Origin of the sequence: Aliikangiella sp. G2MR2-5, from assembly GCF_015687155.1 — a bacterium.
In the GTDB taxonomy this organism is placed as follows: domain Bacteria; phylum Pseudomonadota; class Gammaproteobacteria; order Enterobacterales; family Kangiellaceae; genus Aliikangiella.
Map to the genome: position 1 here is coordinate 132,130 of NZ_JADPQF010000007.1, position 17,826 is coordinate 149,955.

At 41.7% G+C, this 17,826-nt stretch carries 13 protein-coding genes; 1 reads left to right on the forward strand and 12 read right to left on the reverse strand.

The features are described from left to right. Positions 1 to 169 precede the first annotated feature (169 nt). The 3 genes from IYN84_RS18780 to IYN84_RS18790 form a co-directional block, all read right to left on the reverse strand. Entirely contained in the window at positions 170 to 2,008 is a 1,839-nt protein-coding gene (locus IYN84_RS18780) for a hypothetical protein (protein WP_196140809.1), read from the reverse strand. A gap of 552 nt (positions 2,009 to 2,560) precedes the next feature. Beyond that, a complete protein-coding gene (locus IYN84_RS18785) occupies positions 2,561 to 3,745 on the reverse strand; it encodes a lipase family protein (protein WP_196140810.1) in 1,185 nt (394 codons plus the stop codon). A gap of 2 nt (positions 3,746 to 3,747) precedes the next feature. Further along, a complete protein-coding gene (locus IYN84_RS18790; protein WP_196140811.1) occupies positions 3,748 to 4,182 on the reverse strand; it encodes a DUF6795 domain-containing protein in 435 nt (144 codons plus the stop codon). 723 nt (positions 4,183 to 4,905) lie between these two features. On the opposite strand from IYN84_RS18790, the gene IYN84_RS18795 reads away from it, so the two are divergent. Next, entirely contained in the window at positions 4,906 to 5,997 is a 1,092-nt protein-coding gene (locus IYN84_RS18795; RefSeq protein ID WP_371734995.1) for a glycerophosphodiester phosphodiesterase family protein, read from the forward strand. Between the two features lie 160 nt (positions 5,998 to 6,157). On the opposite strand, the gene IYN84_RS18800 is transcribed toward IYN84_RS18795, so the two are convergent. The 9 genes from IYN84_RS18800 to IYN84_RS18840 form a co-directional block, all read right to left on the reverse strand. Continuing rightward, positions 6,158 to 7,315 (reverse strand): thioesterase domain-containing protein, encoded by a 1,158-nt coding sequence (locus tag IYN84_RS18800; protein ID WP_196140812.1) that lies wholly within the window; start codon positions 7,313 to 7,315, stop codon positions 6,158 to 6,160. Between the two features lie 335 nt (positions 7,316 to 7,650). Further along, positions 7,651 to 8,379 carry a tRNA pseudouridine(65) synthase TruC gene (gene truC / locus IYN84_RS18805; RefSeq protein ID WP_196140813.1) on the reverse strand — a complete coding sequence of 243 codons (729 nt, stop codon included), beginning with the start codon at positions 8,377 to 8,379 and terminating at the stop codon, positions 7,651 to 7,653. A 96-nt stretch (positions 8,380 to 8,475) separates the two neighbouring features. After that, on the reverse strand, positions 8,476 to 9,021 hold the full coding sequence (locus IYN84_RS18810; RefSeq protein ID WP_196140814.1) for a hypothetical protein: 546 nt from the start codon (positions 9,019 to 9,021) through the stop codon (positions 8,476 to 8,478). A gap of 102 nt (positions 9,022 to 9,123) precedes the next feature. Continuing rightward, positions 9,124 to 9,696 (reverse strand): hypothetical protein, encoded by a 573-nt coding sequence (locus IYN84_RS18815; RefSeq protein WP_196140815.1) that lies wholly within the window; start codon positions 9,694 to 9,696, stop codon positions 9,124 to 9,126. Between the two features lie 140 nt (positions 9,697 to 9,836). Continuing rightward, positions 9,837 to 13,175, reverse strand: a complete 3,339-nt coding sequence (locus IYN84_RS18820) for a two-component regulator propeller domain-containing protein (RefSeq protein WP_196140816.1) — start codon at positions 13,173 to 13,175, stop codon at positions 9,837 to 9,839. 94 nt (positions 13,176 to 13,269) lie between these two features. Beyond that, positions 13,270 to 14,631, reverse strand: a complete 1,362-nt coding sequence (locus IYN84_RS18825) for a DUF2314 domain-containing protein (protein ID WP_196140817.1) — start codon at positions 14,629 to 14,631, stop codon at positions 13,270 to 13,272. Between the two features lie 180 nt (positions 14,632 to 14,811). Then, the gene (locus IYN84_RS18830; protein WP_210330704.1) at positions 14,812 to 15,183 is read right to left on the reverse strand and encodes a DsrE family protein; all 372 of its coding nucleotides are present in this window, start codon (positions 15,181 to 15,183) and stop codon (positions 14,812 to 14,814) included. Between the two features lie 338 nt (positions 15,184 to 15,521). Further along, complete coding sequence (locus IYN84_RS18835; RefSeq protein ID WP_196140818.1) at positions 15,522 to 16,538, reverse strand: dual specificity protein phosphatase family protein; 1,017 nt, start codon at positions 16,536 to 16,538, stop codon at positions 15,522 to 15,524. A 112-nt stretch (positions 16,539 to 16,650) separates the two neighbouring features. Continuing rightward, complete coding sequence (locus tag IYN84_RS18840) at positions 16,651 to 17,751, reverse strand: type 1 glutamine amidotransferase domain-containing protein (protein WP_196140819.1); 1,101 nt, start codon at positions 17,749 to 17,751, stop codon at positions 16,651 to 16,653. Positions 17,752 to 17,826 lie beyond the last annotated feature (75 nt).

A 17,826-nucleotide genomic window follows, 5' to 3' on the forward strand; every position in this document is an offset into this window, starting at 1 on the left:
TACCTTATACAGCTAAGATACAGCAAAGTTTTCTATCTCTTTATAGAGCGGCATATAGAATGTATTTGGTTAGCTAGAATTAATAACGATATACACACAATAAAAAAATTTTAAGCACAAAAAAGCGGGTCTCCCCGCCTTCTCAATAAAGTAATCCGATTATTACTAACTAGTAATCGAGCTCGGTTACTGCAACCACCTGATCAACAGAATCTAGCTCGTTTCCATATCGCTTGGCGATTGCATCGCGATAATTTCGATCATCACTATACTTTCGCACACGTGACACCCGTGTAGAAGGACCATCACTAAAATCAAGACTATATTCTGAAGGATACTCTGGCAATGAAAGTTCTAGTGCATTCTCGGTCAAAGGCGCATAAATCATCGCGTAACCATCACTTTCAGACAAATACAGGTATGATTCAGGAGCGCTAAATCCTAACTCATTTGGAGTAACCGTATATGCTCCCTGATCGAGATCCAGAGCAAAGGAAGCATTTCCCGGATTTTCGATTACCGATACTGTAAAGTCCTCTGTGCTATTCCCTCGAAAGTTATAGTAACTGATATCACTCAAAATGGTATTCTCTGCATCATAACTCAAAGATGCTGAAACATGGAAAACTTGACCATCAAGCGGAGTAAGGTTACTGATTACTGGAACATTATTTAAATCATCAGGTATAAAATTGTGGGATATATTGGAACTTAGGCTTTCCAGATAAACGGTCAAACGATAATCAAGAGGAAGAGAGTTAATCGAGATCGAAGCGTTAGCAAAGTTTTCTTCTGGATTGATGAAAGCAGTATCGTCCACATTCACCTGGTAAGAGTCTACTCCCCAGGTTAGCTCACTTGATTCGCGCTTAAATTTGAACGCATAAATATCGTCTGTATCTTTAGAACAAAATGCTTTGACTGTTTGTTCTGTCGTATCGAAATTAGTACTAGTCCAACGATAGTCCGCAGCAGTTAGAGAAAAATCTAAACCACCCTCCCCAAAAGGTGTTGTGAGACTAACGTTAGCGTCTTCACAAGTACAGTTTTCAGGTAAATTAGCGTAGTCAGTATTAGCAAAGAAATACTCTCCATTTGCATCAGCGCTATAGAAAGTTTTTGCAACAGTCTTGACTGATGCGTCATATTGAGTTTCACGAGTAATCAGCGTGAAATTAACGCTCTCCCCATCAACTGCAATCAGTGTTGTACCAGAACTATGCAATGCCACTCTACGAACAATTGACCCATCGCTACTGTGCAGTAAGATTTCACCGTCATCAAATGCGAGCTCATCTCCGCAATGTTTTGTATTTGAATGGATTGTAAGCATCTGATCGTCAATATTTCGAACAGTAACTGAAACAGAATCTGTTGCAGATTCACCATCATTGTCGGTTACAGTAAGTTCAAAAACCAATGTCTCATCTGCAAGAACCGAGGGGGCCTTAAAGTTAATTGACGCACTATCAGAACTACTTAGGCTGACAATTTGCCCTTCAGTTTGCACCCAGGAGTATGTAGCAATTGTACCGTCTGAATCAGTAGCCATACCTTCGAGAGTAACTTGAACATTTTCGTCAACGGTCTGGTCTTCACCGGCATTTACCGCTGGTAAAAGGTTGTTTATGACGGTTACAGAGACAGAGTCAGTCGATGATGCTCCATCATTATCCGTTACCGTTAACTCAAAAACCAGCACTTCATCTGCATCGACCGAAGGCGCAGTAAAAGCAGCCGATGCACTATTAGAATTGGTCAAAGTAACACTTGTTCCACTGGTTTGAGTCCAGGCGTAGCTGGCTATTGAACCATCACTATCTGTTCCACTACCTTCAAGTATGACTGCAACCATCTCATCAACGGTTTGGTCAGTTCCAGCACTAACACTTGGTTTATTATTTTCTGGCGGGGTTGGATCCCCTCCGCCTCCACCACCACAAGCGACTATGGCCAAAAGAGCCAAGGATAAAGTACTAGTGTTAGTTATTTTACTTCGAATATTCATTCAATGATGAGCTCCCTATTAATTCGAATTAATATTTGTGAATCAGGCAAAACCTGATTTCCCTTGATTTCGCGTCAGATAGCTATGAGGATGAAGAACTTTAATCGACGTTTCTGGCCAGATCAATAAAAATCTCGAAAGCTGATTAGATACCGAAGACTTTAGTTTGATCGGATTTTAATCAGGTTAACCAGAGGATTTCAATCTCATTAATGGATTTTGTTAATATTTCACTTTTTCCATCGAATCCTCCAACCTGACAGAACTCCGAAAGGATAGCGCTTCGGTTGAGATAACCTGGATTTTTGGGTGAAATCTGAGCAGATATAAAACGCCTGGTGACAGTATCACAAATAGAAAACATCCATTATATCTGATTAATTATGTCACCTAAAATGAGAGGTAATGTCCATGAACGCTTGATTCAGGGACATTACAGCGGAGGTGCTTTGACTTCAGAAAAATCTTGAATTCAAGAAAAATTTGAATTCAAGATTTTTGGATTCCAGAAGCTTGATTTCGAGAACTGCTGGTGAATAAATGTCGTTGAGTTTACAAGGCACGTCCCTTAACCATAACATCGCTCAATGCTTTTTTCGCATATTGGTTAACACGTCCATGCAAAGCTGCTAACAGTGATCTTATAAATTCTCGCGTCATGCTTGCCGTATCTATGACCCTTTTCATACCCAGCATTTTCATTATTTTGACAATCAGATAACCAACCCAGGAAGAAATCGATTCCGCAATATTGATTCCCTTATGTAGTATCAATGCAAGCTGATCAAGTAGAGTCATGGTTGTGGTATATGATTTGGAAATAATTTGTGCGGCTCCCGAAAGACACTTTTTAACGACATAGATGAGTGCATCGCTTAGCCACTCTATTGAAGTAATTGTCAAGGCAACTGGTGCATCATGCTTTAACCAGGTTTCAATAAGCTTGTCTGTTTTTTCTTGTTCACGAAAACCTGCCAACTGTGCCCAGGAATGGTCTTCAACACTATTGTAGTATCTACCCATATCATGCCATTCGGCACCTGGATGCAGTCCTGGAGAAGGAATATAGTAATCCTGCCCACGAACCGGGGTATGCACATACGGCCATGGCGGTATCATGGGCACTACATCGGTACGATGATAAGCTCTAAATATATTTGAATCACTTATCCTGGTCGTACAATAGTTGGAAAAATCGTATAGGCCAACTCTTGGACTGCCAAAAGTATAGATATAGGGTTTCATCCCATGGGCGCTCTTGATCCATTCGCCACAGATGGTGGCCAGAGCTCCGCCAAGACTATGACCGATACAATGAAATCGAGTAACTCTTTTACTTACCGCCATACTGACAAATGCTTTAATGTGGGGGAGCATACTTTTGAATGCAGTATTAAAACCGTCATGTACCGGTTGACCAGACCTGGTTCTTGAGACCGATATATTAAGATTAGTCAACCAGTCTGCCAGATATTGAGTTCCGCGGAACATAATAAAAGCCTGACCCGCAAACTTTGAATTTTGTTTACCAATGAGTGCAAAGCCAAATGCAGTACGACATTTGATAAAGCCCGGGCCCCCGGTTTTTCCCTTAAGCATATTATTCGGAGAAAAATCAAAATAATCACCATGCTCTGCTTTTAAATACTTGATAGCATCTTCGATAGTGGACAGTCGTGTTAGAGCGTATACATCATCAGCTAAAGCCGCAGCCTGATAGGGTTGTAATGCCTTCATGATTAGAGCCCTCTCCTTTTTTCATCCGGTTCAACATCCCAGGTGCACAAGCTAAAAATAGGAGAATTGCTAACTTTAATTAAAGTCTCTTCACTATTTAACTCACAAGTAACTACCAGAGGCTTACCTTTAGATTCAACATTTTCTTCTGGACGGCGTTTGACAGCGGACCAGATTCTGTAATCATTCCCCTTGTAAGTAGCAACGATCTCTTGATTGGAAACAAATTCCTGAGGCAAGTATTTCGTTATCGTCCTTTCGAATACCGCAGGGAATTCAAAATTTCCATTTTCATCCGTTGTAGTTTCATCCACTTTGTCGGAACTTAAGTTCACTGTTCGAACTAATCGAACTCCCGAAGCGGGTTTTCCATCCATCAGGATAACACCGGACATTTTCGAAAATAGACAGACTTTACCAAGATCTGATAGTCCCATAGCAAAAGCTCCATAAGAAATTAAAAGCAGCGTAAAAATGATTACAGCTAATTTTCGTAATTTTGAATGCATATCCATTAGCCTGTTGAGTAAATTACGACTTCTGATTGGAAGCTATCACTTTTCATCAGTTAAATAAAGAAAGCGTCTACTTTAAATAATGAAATTGAGAAATAAACCCGCTCGAATTTTTATTTGAGATATTTTCTTTTACTATTGCAGCTGATAACTATCAAGCTAGACCGAACCTCTTTATTTTTATACCAGCGAAACCATAAAACAAAAGCAAATAAGATCACTAACGATCAACTCTTTTAAATATTGGAACTCCTAAATACCAGGTTTTATTAGTAGTTAAATCTCACTAGTATTGAAAACCACTAAAGGCAGAGTAGGTCATTAAATGTTCAGTTCTAAATAATTTCTATTGATGAGATTTTTCTATCCAGGTCATTCAACCGACATATTAGTGTCACCAATTCGCCAAACAAGTCCCTTAGCATGGAACACCTTTACTCACTAGAAGGTGTTTTTTATGCATGGATATAACTTAATTCGCTTTGTTTCATTTTTGTTGCTCTTGGTCAGTACTGTTGTCATAGCTAAACCGGAATCTGAGCAGCAAACGAAACATTCTTATAAAAACGCAATTCAACTAGGTCCCCGACCTTATTATCTGGTAGATCAGATGGCTCCTGGCTCGCTAAAACACGAGCTTCAACAGTGTTCTCGAAAAAAAAATTTCGTAAGACCGACTTCTCAATTGGACATCGCGGTGCTCCGTTGCAATTTCCCGAGCATACAAAAGAATCCTATGTTGCAGCAGCCCGCATGGGCGCAGGAGTGATAGAGTGCGATGTGACCTTTACCAAAGACCGCCAACTAGTTTGTCGTCACTCACAATGTGACTTACACAGCACCACTAATATTCTGGAAACTCCTCTTGCCAAAAAATGCTCAGTGCCTTTCTCTCCAGCCACATTCGACATAGACGGCAATCTGATCGCTCCTGCCCAGGCCAAATGCTGTACCAGCGATATCACTGTGGATGAGTTTAAAACACTGAAAGGAAAAATGGACGCAGTCAACTCTAATGCCACCAGTCTTGAAGAATATCTACAGGCTACACCAAACTGGAGAACCGATCTCTATTCCCAATCCGGCACATTGCTTACACATGCAGAAAGTATCGAGCTGTTCAAATCATTAGGAGTTAAAATGACACCCGAACTTAAAAGCCCCAGTGTCGATATGCCCTATGAAGGAGATTATACTCAAGCGGCGTATGCACAACAGATGATCGACGAATACAAGGCGGCAAAAGTTAACCCGAGACATGTATTAGCACAATCATTTAATTTGGATGATATTAAATACTGGATTGCAAACGAACCTCGCTTTGGAAAGCAGGCAGTCTATCTCGACGATCGCTATGACTTACCGTCTTTCAACTTTCGCGACCCCGCTACCTGGTCTCCTTCCATGGAAGCGCTAGCTGCTGACGGCATCCAAATTATCGCTCCACCGATGTGGATGCTGGTAGATATCGACAGCGACAACAATATAGTTCCATCTATCTATGCTACCCGAGCGAAAGCGGCTGGGCTGAAAATTATTACCTGGACTCTGGAACGTTCTGGCTTACTCGCTGATGCAGGTGGCTGGTATTATCAATCCATTTCACCAGCTATTGATAATGATGGGGATATGTTAAAGCTCTTGGATGTACTTGCGCAGGATGTCGGTGTCAAAGGTATTTTTTCTGACTGGCCGGCAACAGTGAGCTATTATGTTAACTGCAAAGGGTTGAAATAATATTTTGCATTGGAATTAAAGAGACGCCTTTGCTAAAGGCGTCATTTTTTTGCCCGTAAATACTTATCAATAATCGTCGAAGAAAAGCTTTAGAGATTCAAGAAAAAATCAAACATCTACTATCACTCGCTTTCAATAACTAATGACTCACATATTATCTTTATTTGCTTTCAGACTTTAACAGCTGAATCATTGAACAGGTATAACCGTTCTCTGGTTTACGCATTAAATGTCTCTTCAGATTTTCAGAAAGGATTGCAAATTTTTGCGTAATATTTTCAAAAATATTAGTCGCATTTTGATCGATATTCGAAAATTGCTCAGCCAGATTCAGCCAGTAAAGCGGTTCGTTTAGTTCGCTATCCATAGCGCTACTCTTGACCAGTTGATGACTATCAGTCATTAAAGCATGCTCACCAATCACACCAAACTCCATTTGACTTCTGGTATTGCCAATGAGATTGGCCAGAAAATCTGGAACGAAAGAGAACATCTCTCTAAATTCATCCAGAGCATAGTTGCTTACCGGTACCCGCGCAAATAAATCTTGACTATTGGTGACCCGATAAATGGGAACTGCATTGAGTTGCGACTCGGCTTGAATTTGCCAATCGCGCCCGGCAACTTTGGGAACACCGGTGACATAGACTTGTGCCAACCTTACTCCTTCTACGGATAAGCCTGCTGCGGCGAGCAAAGCCATGGCTCCACCCAGGCTATGTCCAAAAACATAAACCGGCTTATCAGAATAGGCGGTACGTGAGCGAATTTCTGAAGTGGTCTCCTCCCAGATTGCGCCAAGCATACTACCAAACCCATGATGAACTTTTTGTCCCAGAGTAAAACTATGCTCAAAATTCCACAAACCGTAGTCAGCATTAAATAACCAGTTTAAATTGGAATCTGTATGGCGAAAAGTTAGCAGTACAACATCTTGATATTCAGCAATCATCGCCTTCACTTGCCAGGGCTTGCTTTCTATCATTTTGATATCCTTTAAATTCCATTGTTCCTCAGCTTTTATCAGATCGGCATCAGGATCATCCTCAAAAGAACCGGTTATCACATCCAGCGTTTGTAACGCAAGCCACGAAAAACTATAGGCATGGGCCAGATCAAAGTCAGAATTATTGGTATCAATATAGATTCGGTCCGGAGACTTTTCACAAGATTCCATTGAGAGCCGGGAAATAAATTCATCTCTAGTCAACAAATTTGACAACTTCGGTGACTCTTCAGATTGAAGCATTGTCGAGTGAGACGGGATGGGCCAATACAGGAAAACCAATAGAAAGATAGTCGCTATGATAGCTCGCATAATTAATTCCTCATAAAAAATGAGTTTACAGAATTCAAACTTGCAGCATTCAAACCTGCAACACTCAAATGCACAAAACTTGAATCAATAAACTTTCAGACTGGAAAAGGAGTGCTTATAAATTAACTGCAAAAAAGCGGCGCGAGTTTACCGAAAATTCAAAATGGAAAAAACCGTTAAAAAAGAAGCATCTTATAAATTTAAAAAAATATTTGTTTAAGAAATATTTTAACGCCTGAAATTCTGTTGATGAGATAAATATTCGTCTATTGAAGTTTTTTCTGTTAACAATCTTTCCTGTTACAATGTCTTGAAAACAGTTCAGGGAACACAGATCAGGGGATACAGTCCAAGGGACATCCCAGACCGCCTAAAACGCTTTCAAACTCGTCTCCAATTGACGATGATAATTCAATATATTCTCCAGTGACAGGGTGCTCAAAGGTCAGCGTTTTGGCTACCAACAATAATCGAGTCAAAGAAAATTTTTCTCTGAACATGGTGTTGTGTTTTCCATCACCATGGGTAGTATCACCGACGATTGGATGAAAAATATGCTTCATATGCCGTCGAAGCTGATGTTTACGGCCGGTTTGTGGCGCCAGAGAGACTAACGAATAGCGAGCACTGGGATAACGACCAACAGGTATCGGAACATCTCCCTGCCACAGGGTTTTATAGTGAGTCACAGCCTCCTGCGCCGGTTTATCCTGACGAGCCTTTCTATCAGTCATTTTATCCAGCTCTTCTTTGAGCGGATAGTCGATAATTCCTTCTGCCTGCGTATAGCCCCTGACCAGAGCGATGTATTTTTTGGTTATCTGTTTTTCGGTGAATTGCTCTGTTAGTTGCGTCGCAATTTCTGGAGATAAAGCCATCACCAAGACGCCGGAGGTCGGTTTATCCAGGCGGTGAACCGGATAGACATACTGACCGATTTGATCACGAGTCATTTGCAGTGCGAAGCGCGTCTCACGCTTGTCGATTAGCGAGCGATGGACTAATAAACCTGATGGTTTATCGATGGCAACTATGTATTCATCTTGGTAGAGAATGGTTAGCATTGTTTATCTGAACATCCAATTAATGTTACGTCAGCTTCAGTAGTTCGAATCTTTTCCACAAATGTTGAATAGACTCGAACGCTAGCTTTCTAGACACTAAATCTTTGGCTTTCGCTCCGGGTGCCGGGCTAATAAGACTTCCAGTTTGTCGACGCCATACTTGGCCCTTTCTTCATCCGATACGCTTCTGTCAATTTCCGGGTAGTATTGCTCTCCCGTTTCCAGGTCAACGAGTACATTGGTGCCATATTTTTGAGTGCCCTGGGTCATCGCCAGATAGCGATCGATAGTTTGAGCGTACAGTAATTCAGCTCCCTTTGCGCCTTGCTTAATCGCAGACTTAACCAGAAGATGCGCCAACAAATAATTTTCGGCGCTAATACTTTTCCAATCTTTATTACACAAGGTAAAGCCCGTATGCTGCAAAACCAGCGCGGCATTGATTTTATCTTTAGGCGTTACCACGCCACCAGAAGCCAATATTTCTAACACTCTTATTCGACGTTCGTCATCTTTATGGTCCTGCTCTTGCGCCATACGAGAAGCTTGATCTTCATCATGTAGCTTTTGCAATTCCGCATTATTCGCAGATGCGACGGTAACGTTTAAAAATAAGAAAACCCCTAATATTTTTCTAAACATTATTACTCCTAATTCAATTGTTTTATTGTATCGATTTTTTAGCATAGCCAACGCCTTGTTCCTGTTGATGGCGATTCGACTGTTATTTAAAATAAATATTCCCTAGTTCGAAGGAAAGTTCAGTTTAATCAGTTCTTCCAGGTTTGAATCGCTACAAACATCCTGTTCATAATACTGCCCACCCACTTTGTTATCTCGCCCTAAGGAACAAAAATAGAATCCTCTTTCTTTCGACCTTCCAAAAATAAGCGGTTTACCAAAACCATCTATCATATGACTATTGTTGTAAACATGACTTTTAATTATCTCTTGCCAGTTATTCTCATCTGGTTTGTCTTTTGCTGTCATAGATGCCATGTTGATAGCGTTTTCCAGCATTCTTCCATTATTGATAGCAAACATCCAAAGCGTTTGCAGATATCCAGTTTTATACTCAAGTCCCTTGCTTAACAAGAACTTTTCTACCGCCAAACTACCATTTTTCGCGGCAATATGGAGTGCTTTATCATTTTCCAGATGAAAATCAAAATTGCATTGACTCAATTTTTTTACTTCTGGCAGATTGTCCTGAGTAATAAACCTGGCTACCTCCTGTAAATCAGGACATTCTTCAGCAAAACCAGAAGAAATTGAAAGATAGACGGCCAATACACAGAACAGAATTATTTTTTTCATTTTTTCCACTTACTTTTGGACTTTCGCTTTTTCAACAGAACAGCATTGTATCCAACCAGATACAGCGACTCCAGTTACTCACAATCAGTAGAAACAAACATCGATTTATGGTTTACTATTTCTTATGAGAAAGCAATTGACTAGCTAAGTGGCAGCTTTACACTGACCAAAGCCCCTTCGCCAACCTCGGAATCAATCACAATCTTGCCATTATGAAGCTGTACCAGATGATAAGCAATTGAAAGTCCTAGCCCGGAACCTTCAACTACTCGAGTGTTGGAACCATCAACTTGATGAAAGAACTCAAAAATTTTTTCCCGGTGCGCCTGGTCAATCCCGATCCCTGTGTCACGGAATGCAATATCCAGCATTTTTTCATTAACCGTAACGCTAATCATCACATAACCTGACTGGGTAAATTTGATTGCGTTCTCAAGAATGTTAATAAACACCTTTTTAATCTTTTCAGAATCGACATTGATCAGTGGCAAATCCTCAGGTATCTGTGTTTTAATTTCTAGATTCTTACTATCAGCAAAGATCCTGTTGAACTCAATTGCCTGTTCGATAACATCAACAATATTAACTGATTGCACGACCAGATTTGCCTGATCTCCTCGTAATACTGTTATCTCCAGGATATTATCAACCAGTCTTGCCAGTCGATTACCACTATCTGCAATAATCATATGCATCTCTGCGACTTCCTCAGGCAGACTATCCGAATACCCCGTAACCAATGCATCAGAAATACCGATAATGCCATTTAACGGCGTTCTTAACTCATGCGAAGTATTGGCTAAAAACTCGTTTTTAAGCTTATCGACCTGTTGCAGCTTCTTGTTGATCGAACGTTCACGCTCCAGCTTCTTTCGTTGTGTATAGACGAAACTAAAAACCAGACTCAGCAAAATCAAGGTGTAAATCGAGTAGGCCCACCAGGTTTTCCATGGCGGCGGCAATACTCTGATATTGATTGAGGCGCCCTCTTCATTCCATACACCATCAGAATTACTGGCTTTTACCCGAAAAACATAGTCACCACCGGGCAGATCCGTGTAGGTTGCAAATCGCTTGCTGGAACTGGTCCTGATCCAGTCCGCATCAAACCCTTCTAACTTGTAAGCATATTGATTCTTTTTCGGATTGCTAAAATGCAAGGCGCTAAATTCAAAGGAAACCAGATTCTGGTCATAACTTAGGGTCAGCTCAGATAATAAATGAATGGCCTTGTCCAGAGTAAACCTGTCTTTGCTGCCTTGATTTTCGTGACTGTCCTGATAAGTTCGAATAGGGACCGATTCATTTAACAACAGCATATCAGTAATTACAACGGTGGGCTTGAGGGTGTCACGCGTTATTTGCTCCGGCTGAAACCGGTTAAATCCATTGATTCCACCGAAAAACAATTCTCCTTTTTTGTTTTTAAATGAAGCACCGGCATTAAACTCATTATTCTGTAAACCATCGCCTTCATCATAATTTGTGAAGGTTTCCGTTTGCGGATTAAACCGCGCGAGTCCCTGGTTGGTGCTAAACCATAAATAGCCCAGATTGTCCTCTTCGATACGGTAAATCACATTATTCGGTAATCCCTGTTTATCGGTATAGTGCTTAAAACTGTCGGAGGTTGGATCGAAACGATTCAAACCATTAGCGGTTCCCACCCAGAGTCTTTGCCGACTGTCTTCAATTACCGAATAGACAGTATCATTGCTAAGACTCAACGGATTAGCGGAATCAGAATGATAGCGGGTAAATTTTTCGGTTTCCGGATCAAAGCGATTAAGCCCTCCACCTGCTGTTCCCACCCACAGGATGTGCTCATGATCTTCAGCAATTGACAGTACCCGATTATGGCTCAGACTATTCTCTTCTGCTGGATCAAAACGGTATTGTTTAAACGACTGTGTTCGAGGATCAAAGCGATTTAATCCACCTCCGCCATAAGTGCCCAACCAGAGAAAACCTTGATGGTCTTCTTTAATCACCAAAACAAAATCGTCACCCAGACTACCTGAGGCTCCATTAGAACGATTATTTGAGCCGCTATCAAAATGTCCACTAGAACGATTCCCGGGCCCACTGCCAGAAGGATTAGCAGAAGCTCGAAAATGGGTAAAAGTGTTTGTCTCGGGATTAAACTTGCTTAATCCGCCGCCGTGGGTTCCAACCCATAGCGTTCCATTGCCATCTTCTGTTATCGCTCGCACCCGATCATTACTCAAACCATCAGGATTATCCGGTTCAAATCGAAAGTGGGTAAAGGCACCGGTATTTGGATCGAGACGATTGAGTCCTCCACCATGAGTTCCAACCCAAAGATTGCCGAACTTATCTTCTTCAAAAGCCCGCACAATATTTTGACTTAAACTTTCGGGGTTATTCGCTTCACTCCGATAATGACCAAAACTTTCCGTCCTGAAATTAAAGTAATTGAGACCGCCAGCATTCGTTCCTATCCATAGTGTTCCCTGTCGGTCGTCTAAAATGGCTAAAACAGAATCGCTGCTAAGACTATGACTTGCACTGGCATCAAAGCGATAGCGAGTAAAACTCTGGGTTGCAGGCTCAAACCGATTAAGACCGCCATTGTTAGTCCCAACCCAGAGCGTTCCCTGCTGGTCAACCGCAATGGTTCTAATGACATCATGACTCAGACTTCCCGGGTTATCGGGATCAAACTGATAGCGAGTAAATTTTCCGCTTGGAACATCAAATCGATTTAGCCCTCGGGTTCGCGTACCAACCCAGAGGCTTCCCTGTTGGTCCTCGGCAATTGCCAAAATACTGTCGCCGCTCAAACTGTCGGGATTGTTCGCTTCAAACCGGTAATGAGCAAACTTTTGCGTTTTTTGATCAAAACGATTAAGTCCTCCAGCATAAGTCCCTATCCATAGCTTCCCGCTTTTATCCTCAAAAATCGCTCTGACAATATCGTGACTCAGACTACTCAGATTGCCGGCATCATGCCGATAATGGCTAAACCGCTCTGTTTTCGAATCAAACCGGTTTAGTCCTCCGCCTCTGGTTCCAATCCACAGTATTCCCCGACTGTCTTCCGCCAGAGCTAGTACGCTGTCATTACTCAAGCTGTCAGGATTTTCAGGATTATGGCGATAATGTTTAAACTGTTCTGTTTCAGGATCGAAACGATTAAGGCCTCGACTAAAAGTTCCCACCCAGATGTAACCATCGCTACTTTCAGTTAGGACTCTTATGTCATTCTCGGAAATTGAAAAAGGATTATCCACATCGTGTTTGAAAACCTTAAAAGAATAGCCATCAAAGCGCGCCAGTCCATCTTGTGTGCCAATCCACAAAAATCCCTGGCTGTCTTTAATCACCGTATTAGCACTGCTTTGCGGAAGGCCATCTTCAACAGTGAGATGATTAAAGCGCAAGGCTGGTCGGGAAGCCGCAACTGCCAAAGAGAAAAATAGCAATAGCAACAATATCGAGAGCCGAATTATCCTCATACATCAGACCTATTCACAACGACTACAAATTTGCTCAAAGATTAATGAATTATAGGAAAGCTGCTGTTGAAATCAATTGAGCAGCTATTCAGTATCAACGCCGTTGAAATTTTTGAATCAATTCTCCGGTTTTATTGCCCTGGCTGGTACCATCCTTGTTGTAGAAGATATAGTCGAATACGTCATTTTGGAAAATCGTTACTTCATCGCCTCTATTTAATGTCGGGATGTCACGAGGAACATTTCGGAGTATGCCTTTAACAACCCCTTCCTTCCAACTGACCACTTCCACCCACATCCACTCGTTTTCGCCCGAGCGAGTTTTAAATGGCGCCTTAAGTGATAATTGTTCGCCGACTTCCAAACCGGCATTAAATCGAGACTTTAATTCGGGAAGCTTTTGTCTGGCTGCCTCACTCGCAGCTTCAATCATTGCATTGTGTTTGATATAAGCAACTTCATCTTTCCATCCAAACAAACTGCTCAATAACGTATCCTGCTTTTGAAACAACGATTTCCCTTCGTATTGGCTAAAATCAAATTCCAACAGAAAATTATCAGGATCGCCTTCTTCGGGCTTTGCTTCCTTTAATTTGACCGATACACTTTCACTAGCATTTTCATAAAGTGAATCGACTAAAGTCTTTTTAAAGTTAGAATCTTTCAGGCTGCGAATATCGAGTTTAAAATTGAATTCATTCAGCCCCTGCTCGGCGATTTGCTGAGACGTTAAATTGATCAAAGAGGAGATCGAATAATTATCATTCCACTCGAAGCCATTAATAACCAGATCGGGTAAGCCGAACTTTGCCATCCCTAAGGTTATTGCCCTAAATCCGTCACCCACCTGATAGGCATGAATAACTGTATTGAGCTTCACGTTTGGAACATCCCCTGACCATGAATCGATACGATATTTTTTCCACTCAGAAGCAGCAAACAACTCTCGCGTTTCCGAATCCCAGATATATCCGCTATATTTGTCTGCAATCTCTAACATGAGCTGACTTACATTAAAGAGAGATTTTTCTCTAACCGACAAAGGAAACAGGAAATCATATAAGACAGCCACCTGATAATCCTGTACCTTTCCTTTTTCTTCATCACTCATACCGCGCCCAAAATAAGACAGGTAGTTAATGTCAGGTACAGGAAAGTTTATGCTCACATCCTTGATTAGCTTTTGATTATATACCGGGCTAACGGCGACATCAGGAAACTCATCGACCCTATTAAAAAACTTGTTAGCATCGGTGTTTCTGATAATTTTTTCTGCAGTCGCTAAATCTTTAAAATAAATGATATGACGAAGGAAGATCCCCGGATGTTCCTTGTTTTCTTTGCTTTCGTTGTTTTTCGCAACAAGGCTGGCAGGCGCAGATACAATTAAAATCGATATAATTAGAATTGATACAATAGAAACGGCAATTTTTGTTCCATAATCCCTGATAGTCATTTTATTTCCCTAAAATAATTCTTAATCGCTTAAATATTTCTTATTCGTTTTATCGACCCAAGTCAGTGAATGAGTCAAGCCGTTGGGCGAGAATAACATAGAGTCCAGGTAAGAGTAACCTGCTTTGAAGGAATAGTCTTCGAGTGGTAAATTGTCAGTCAATTTACCACTCGAGCAAGATTAGAAGCTGACTGTAGCCGCGCCGGTTTTCATTCTTTCAAAGATGACACTCGCGCCCTGTATTTCAACGCCTTCGACAATGCTGTCCTGATTATAGCCGCGTGCACTGGTACAAGGTGGGCATGCCCAGACTTTACCGCCTCTGGCAATGAAGTCATCAAGTAATCCTTTCAAAGACTCCATTGGGTGGACATGCGTATGGTCGACACCATTTTTCCGGACCAGATCGATTGCATTGCTGGTCAGGAATACACCGACAGTCATTCCCGCGGTAATCGCGCCATTGGCAATGGTTAGGCCAACGGAGGATAGCTCATCATTGATACCTTTAGTCATTACTACAATTAGTTCGTTAGTTGCATTTTCCATCATCTTTCTCCTCATCAAGTTAGGTGGTATTTATCAGTAATGCTTAGCTGATGGTTCTATTGTAGGGAGATAGCGCTTTTTAATTTAGATCGAAAAATGTAGTAATTGGCTACATATTTTGTAGTAACTGGAAGGACTCACCAGAGTGGAACAGGATTATTTAAAAATAGTCAGGCAAAACACTAAACAACGAGTATTTCGTGAGGGTACGCGGATTTTTAAAACCCGCTCTAAAAAGCCAATCAAAAATTCATGACCGATGTCGAATAATGCTAATACTGAGCAACACTAATATTGAACAGCACTAATACTGTCAACCTGGCTTGAAATCAACTATATGCTTAATCTGAATAGTAAAGACTACGTCCTAATCGACATCCGGGCACGCAATCCTGATAAAATTTTTCAGGTAAATGCTCAAAGATATTCTGCAGTTCGCTCAGCCTGATGGCTCGCGCATAAGTGCGGATTGGTTTCTTGCCCCAGGCCCGTCGTGTCTCAATAAAAGTGACGTTATTGGGCCGACCGTCATAAAAGTAAGGTAACTCCAGCTCGAACACGGGATCGTCAGGCAGCTTCTGTACTGGTGCTTCTGGAGCCCACGAATATAGCAAAATAATTTCGCTGCCCTTTTTGTCAACCACAATAAACACGCCACTACCTATAGGTAGATCAATATTGCTTTTTAATGCGTCCAAAAGTTCCCGGCGAGAAACCGATATAGCATCGTCCTTCTCGCACTCAGATCTGGTTTGAAAATTTCTGAAGTAGTATCTGAATGGCTTGCTCAAATGTAAACGAGGTTCAACATCGATTCTTTCGCTCCAACAAGCAACTCTGGCCACTTGACCTGGCTTCTGTGGTGATTTCTTTTCTCTTAGATGACTATCATGATGGCGTAGTTCAGTAATTCGCTTGAGTGCCATATCCCCGCTCATTCCTTGTCGTACCAACCAGCAGCCAACCACTGTCGCCGTTCGTCCATGTCCAGCCAGACAGTGAAGGTAGACCATCTGGTTACGGCGGTTCGCACTGTCAATCATATCCAGCAAATGGATCAAGGAAGGGCTACTGATGGTGGTGCCGTCCATAATAGGCATGCGAATAAAGCTGACTTCAACTCCCTTTTCTTTTGCCAGCCGTTCCAGTGCATCGTGGTAAAAAGGAAACGGCTTGCGCGCGACTTCATCCTCCTCCTGAAGGCTGATAAAGGTTCTTACTCCAAGGTCGAGAAGATGCTTAAGATATTGTTTGCATTGGTAACTTTTGTAACCTACCGGAGAGCGCCCGGCAATCAGCTTTCCTTCTTCAACAGGCCAATAATGAAAAGAGACATCGCCTTGTGTAAATACCGCCATAAATTAACTATCCAATTCGAACCTGATAAATTGTTGAATTAAAAATATGGCTAATAACTGGGGCTATTTCAAGCCAGAAACAAAGCTCTGAACAAGTCTTCTGAATACAAGATTACTCTGTATCCACTAGCTCTTTTAACTCCTCCGCCAGCTCTAGAATATCGAATCCTTTACTGGTCTCAAGCTGCATAAAGGCTAAAACAGCATGCATAACAATAAGCATTTGCTGATAAGATCCCGGTTGCTGTTTAAGCACTTCTTTCGCCGCTTCCAGACCTTGCTGTTGGTAAATCATTAGCAGCTCAATTGAAAATTCTTCGGGAGTTTTCTCTCTCTGTTTCGGTTGATAACCTAATTCTTCGACAACTTTCTCTGCCAATAGCCATACTGACCAGGGATTTTGTCCGGTAATTAATTTACCGTCATGACTCACTTTTTGCAGATAATTAAGTCCCGCTTGAAAATCAGCGCCCCGTGCTTCAATTTTATCCTGCAACAGAAACGGAAAGATCTCTTTAGCTTCAGGTATGAGTATTAGCTCTTCGTCGTTGGTAAAAGCACTCACTTTTTTGTTCGCCAGCAGCATTTTACCATTGTCCAACTGAACATTAACTAGTGCAGCGGGTCCATGACAGACGGCACTAACCACTTTATTATTTTGGTACAAAGTTTTAGCAATACGTTGGATCGACGGGTTGTCAGGAAAATCAAACATGGTACCTTTACCTCCTACAAAGTACACTGCTTCATAGTCCAAAGGTTCAATCTCATCCAAAGGGATTGAGTTGGCTACTTTTTGCTGAATGGCGCTATCATTTAGAAAGGCGTAGTCGTAAGCCCCCATATCTTCATCATCAATCACCACAGGCGGCTTGCCACCTTTAGGACTGGCAATATCCACTTCAAAGCCATTGGCGGTAAATACCCAATAAGCTCGAGCCAGCTCTGTATGCTCGTATCCTGTTTTTTGTGTATATTCCGAATCACCAACTTTTGCCATCTTGCCAACGCTGGTAACCACTGCCAGAATCTTTCCTCGACCAGCAGGTATATTTTCAGTCACATAGGGTAAATCACTGGTTTGGGTTTGTCTGATAGCTGTGAAGTGGGCTTTATCCGGTAGTAATCCCTTCAGGTATTCTTTAGCGCCGTACAGGCCCCCGCCCAGGATTAGAATCAAGATTACCAATACGATGAATAACTTTTTTAGCATAATCTGCTCCAGAGGGTTAACCGGGATATAGACTAATACACCGCTTGTGAAATGATTGTGAAATTTGAGTCATTA

What these genes read in the sequence shown, in the direction of transcription:
- IYN84_RS18780 (WP_196140809.1), bottom strand. Translation starts at nt 2,008, where the DNA reads ATGAATATTCGAAGTAAAATAACTAACACTAGTACTTTATCCTTGGCT.
- IYN84_RS18785 (WP_196140810.1), bottom strand. Translation starts at nt 3,745, where the DNA reads ATGAAGGCATTACAACCCTATCAGGCTGCGGCTTTAGCTGATGATGTA.
- IYN84_RS18790 (WP_196140811.1), bottom strand. Translation starts at nt 4,182, where the DNA reads ATGGGACTATCAGATCTTGGTAAAGTCTGTCTATTTTCGAAAATGTCC.
- IYN84_RS18800 (WP_196140812.1), bottom strand. Translation starts at nt 7,315, where the DNA reads ATGCGAGCTATCATAGCGACTATCTTTCTATTGGTTTTCCTGTATTGG.
- truC (WP_196140813.1), bottom strand. Translation starts at nt 8,379, where the DNA reads ATGCTAACCATTCTCTACCAAGATGAATACATAGTTGCCATCGATAAA.
- IYN84_RS18810 (WP_196140814.1), bottom strand. Translation starts at nt 9,021, where the DNA reads ATGTTTAGAAAAATATTAGGGGTTTTCTTATTTTTAAACGTTACCGTC.
- IYN84_RS18815 (WP_196140815.1), bottom strand. Translation starts at nt 9,696, where the DNA reads ATGAAAAAAATAATTCTGTTCTGTGTATTGGCCGTCTATCTTTCAATT.
- IYN84_RS18820 (WP_196140816.1), bottom strand. Translation starts at nt 13,175, where the DNA reads ATGAGGATAATTCGGCTCTCGATATTGTTGCTATTGCTATTTTTCTCT.
- IYN84_RS18825 (WP_196140817.1), bottom strand. Translation starts at nt 14,631, where the DNA reads ATGACTATCAGGGATTATGGAACAAAAATTGCCGTTTCTATTGTATCA.
- IYN84_RS18830 (WP_210330704.1), bottom strand. Translation starts at nt 15,183, where the DNA reads ATGATGGAAAATGCAACTAACGAACTAATTGTAGTAATGACTAAAGGT.
- IYN84_RS18835 (WP_196140818.1), bottom strand. Translation starts at nt 16,538, where the DNA reads ATGGCGGTATTTACACAAGGCGATGTCTCTTTTCATTATTGGCCTGTT.
- IYN84_RS18840 (WP_196140819.1), bottom strand. Translation starts at nt 17,751, where the DNA reads ATGCTAAAAAAGTTATTCATCGTATTGGTAATCTTGATTCTAATCCTG.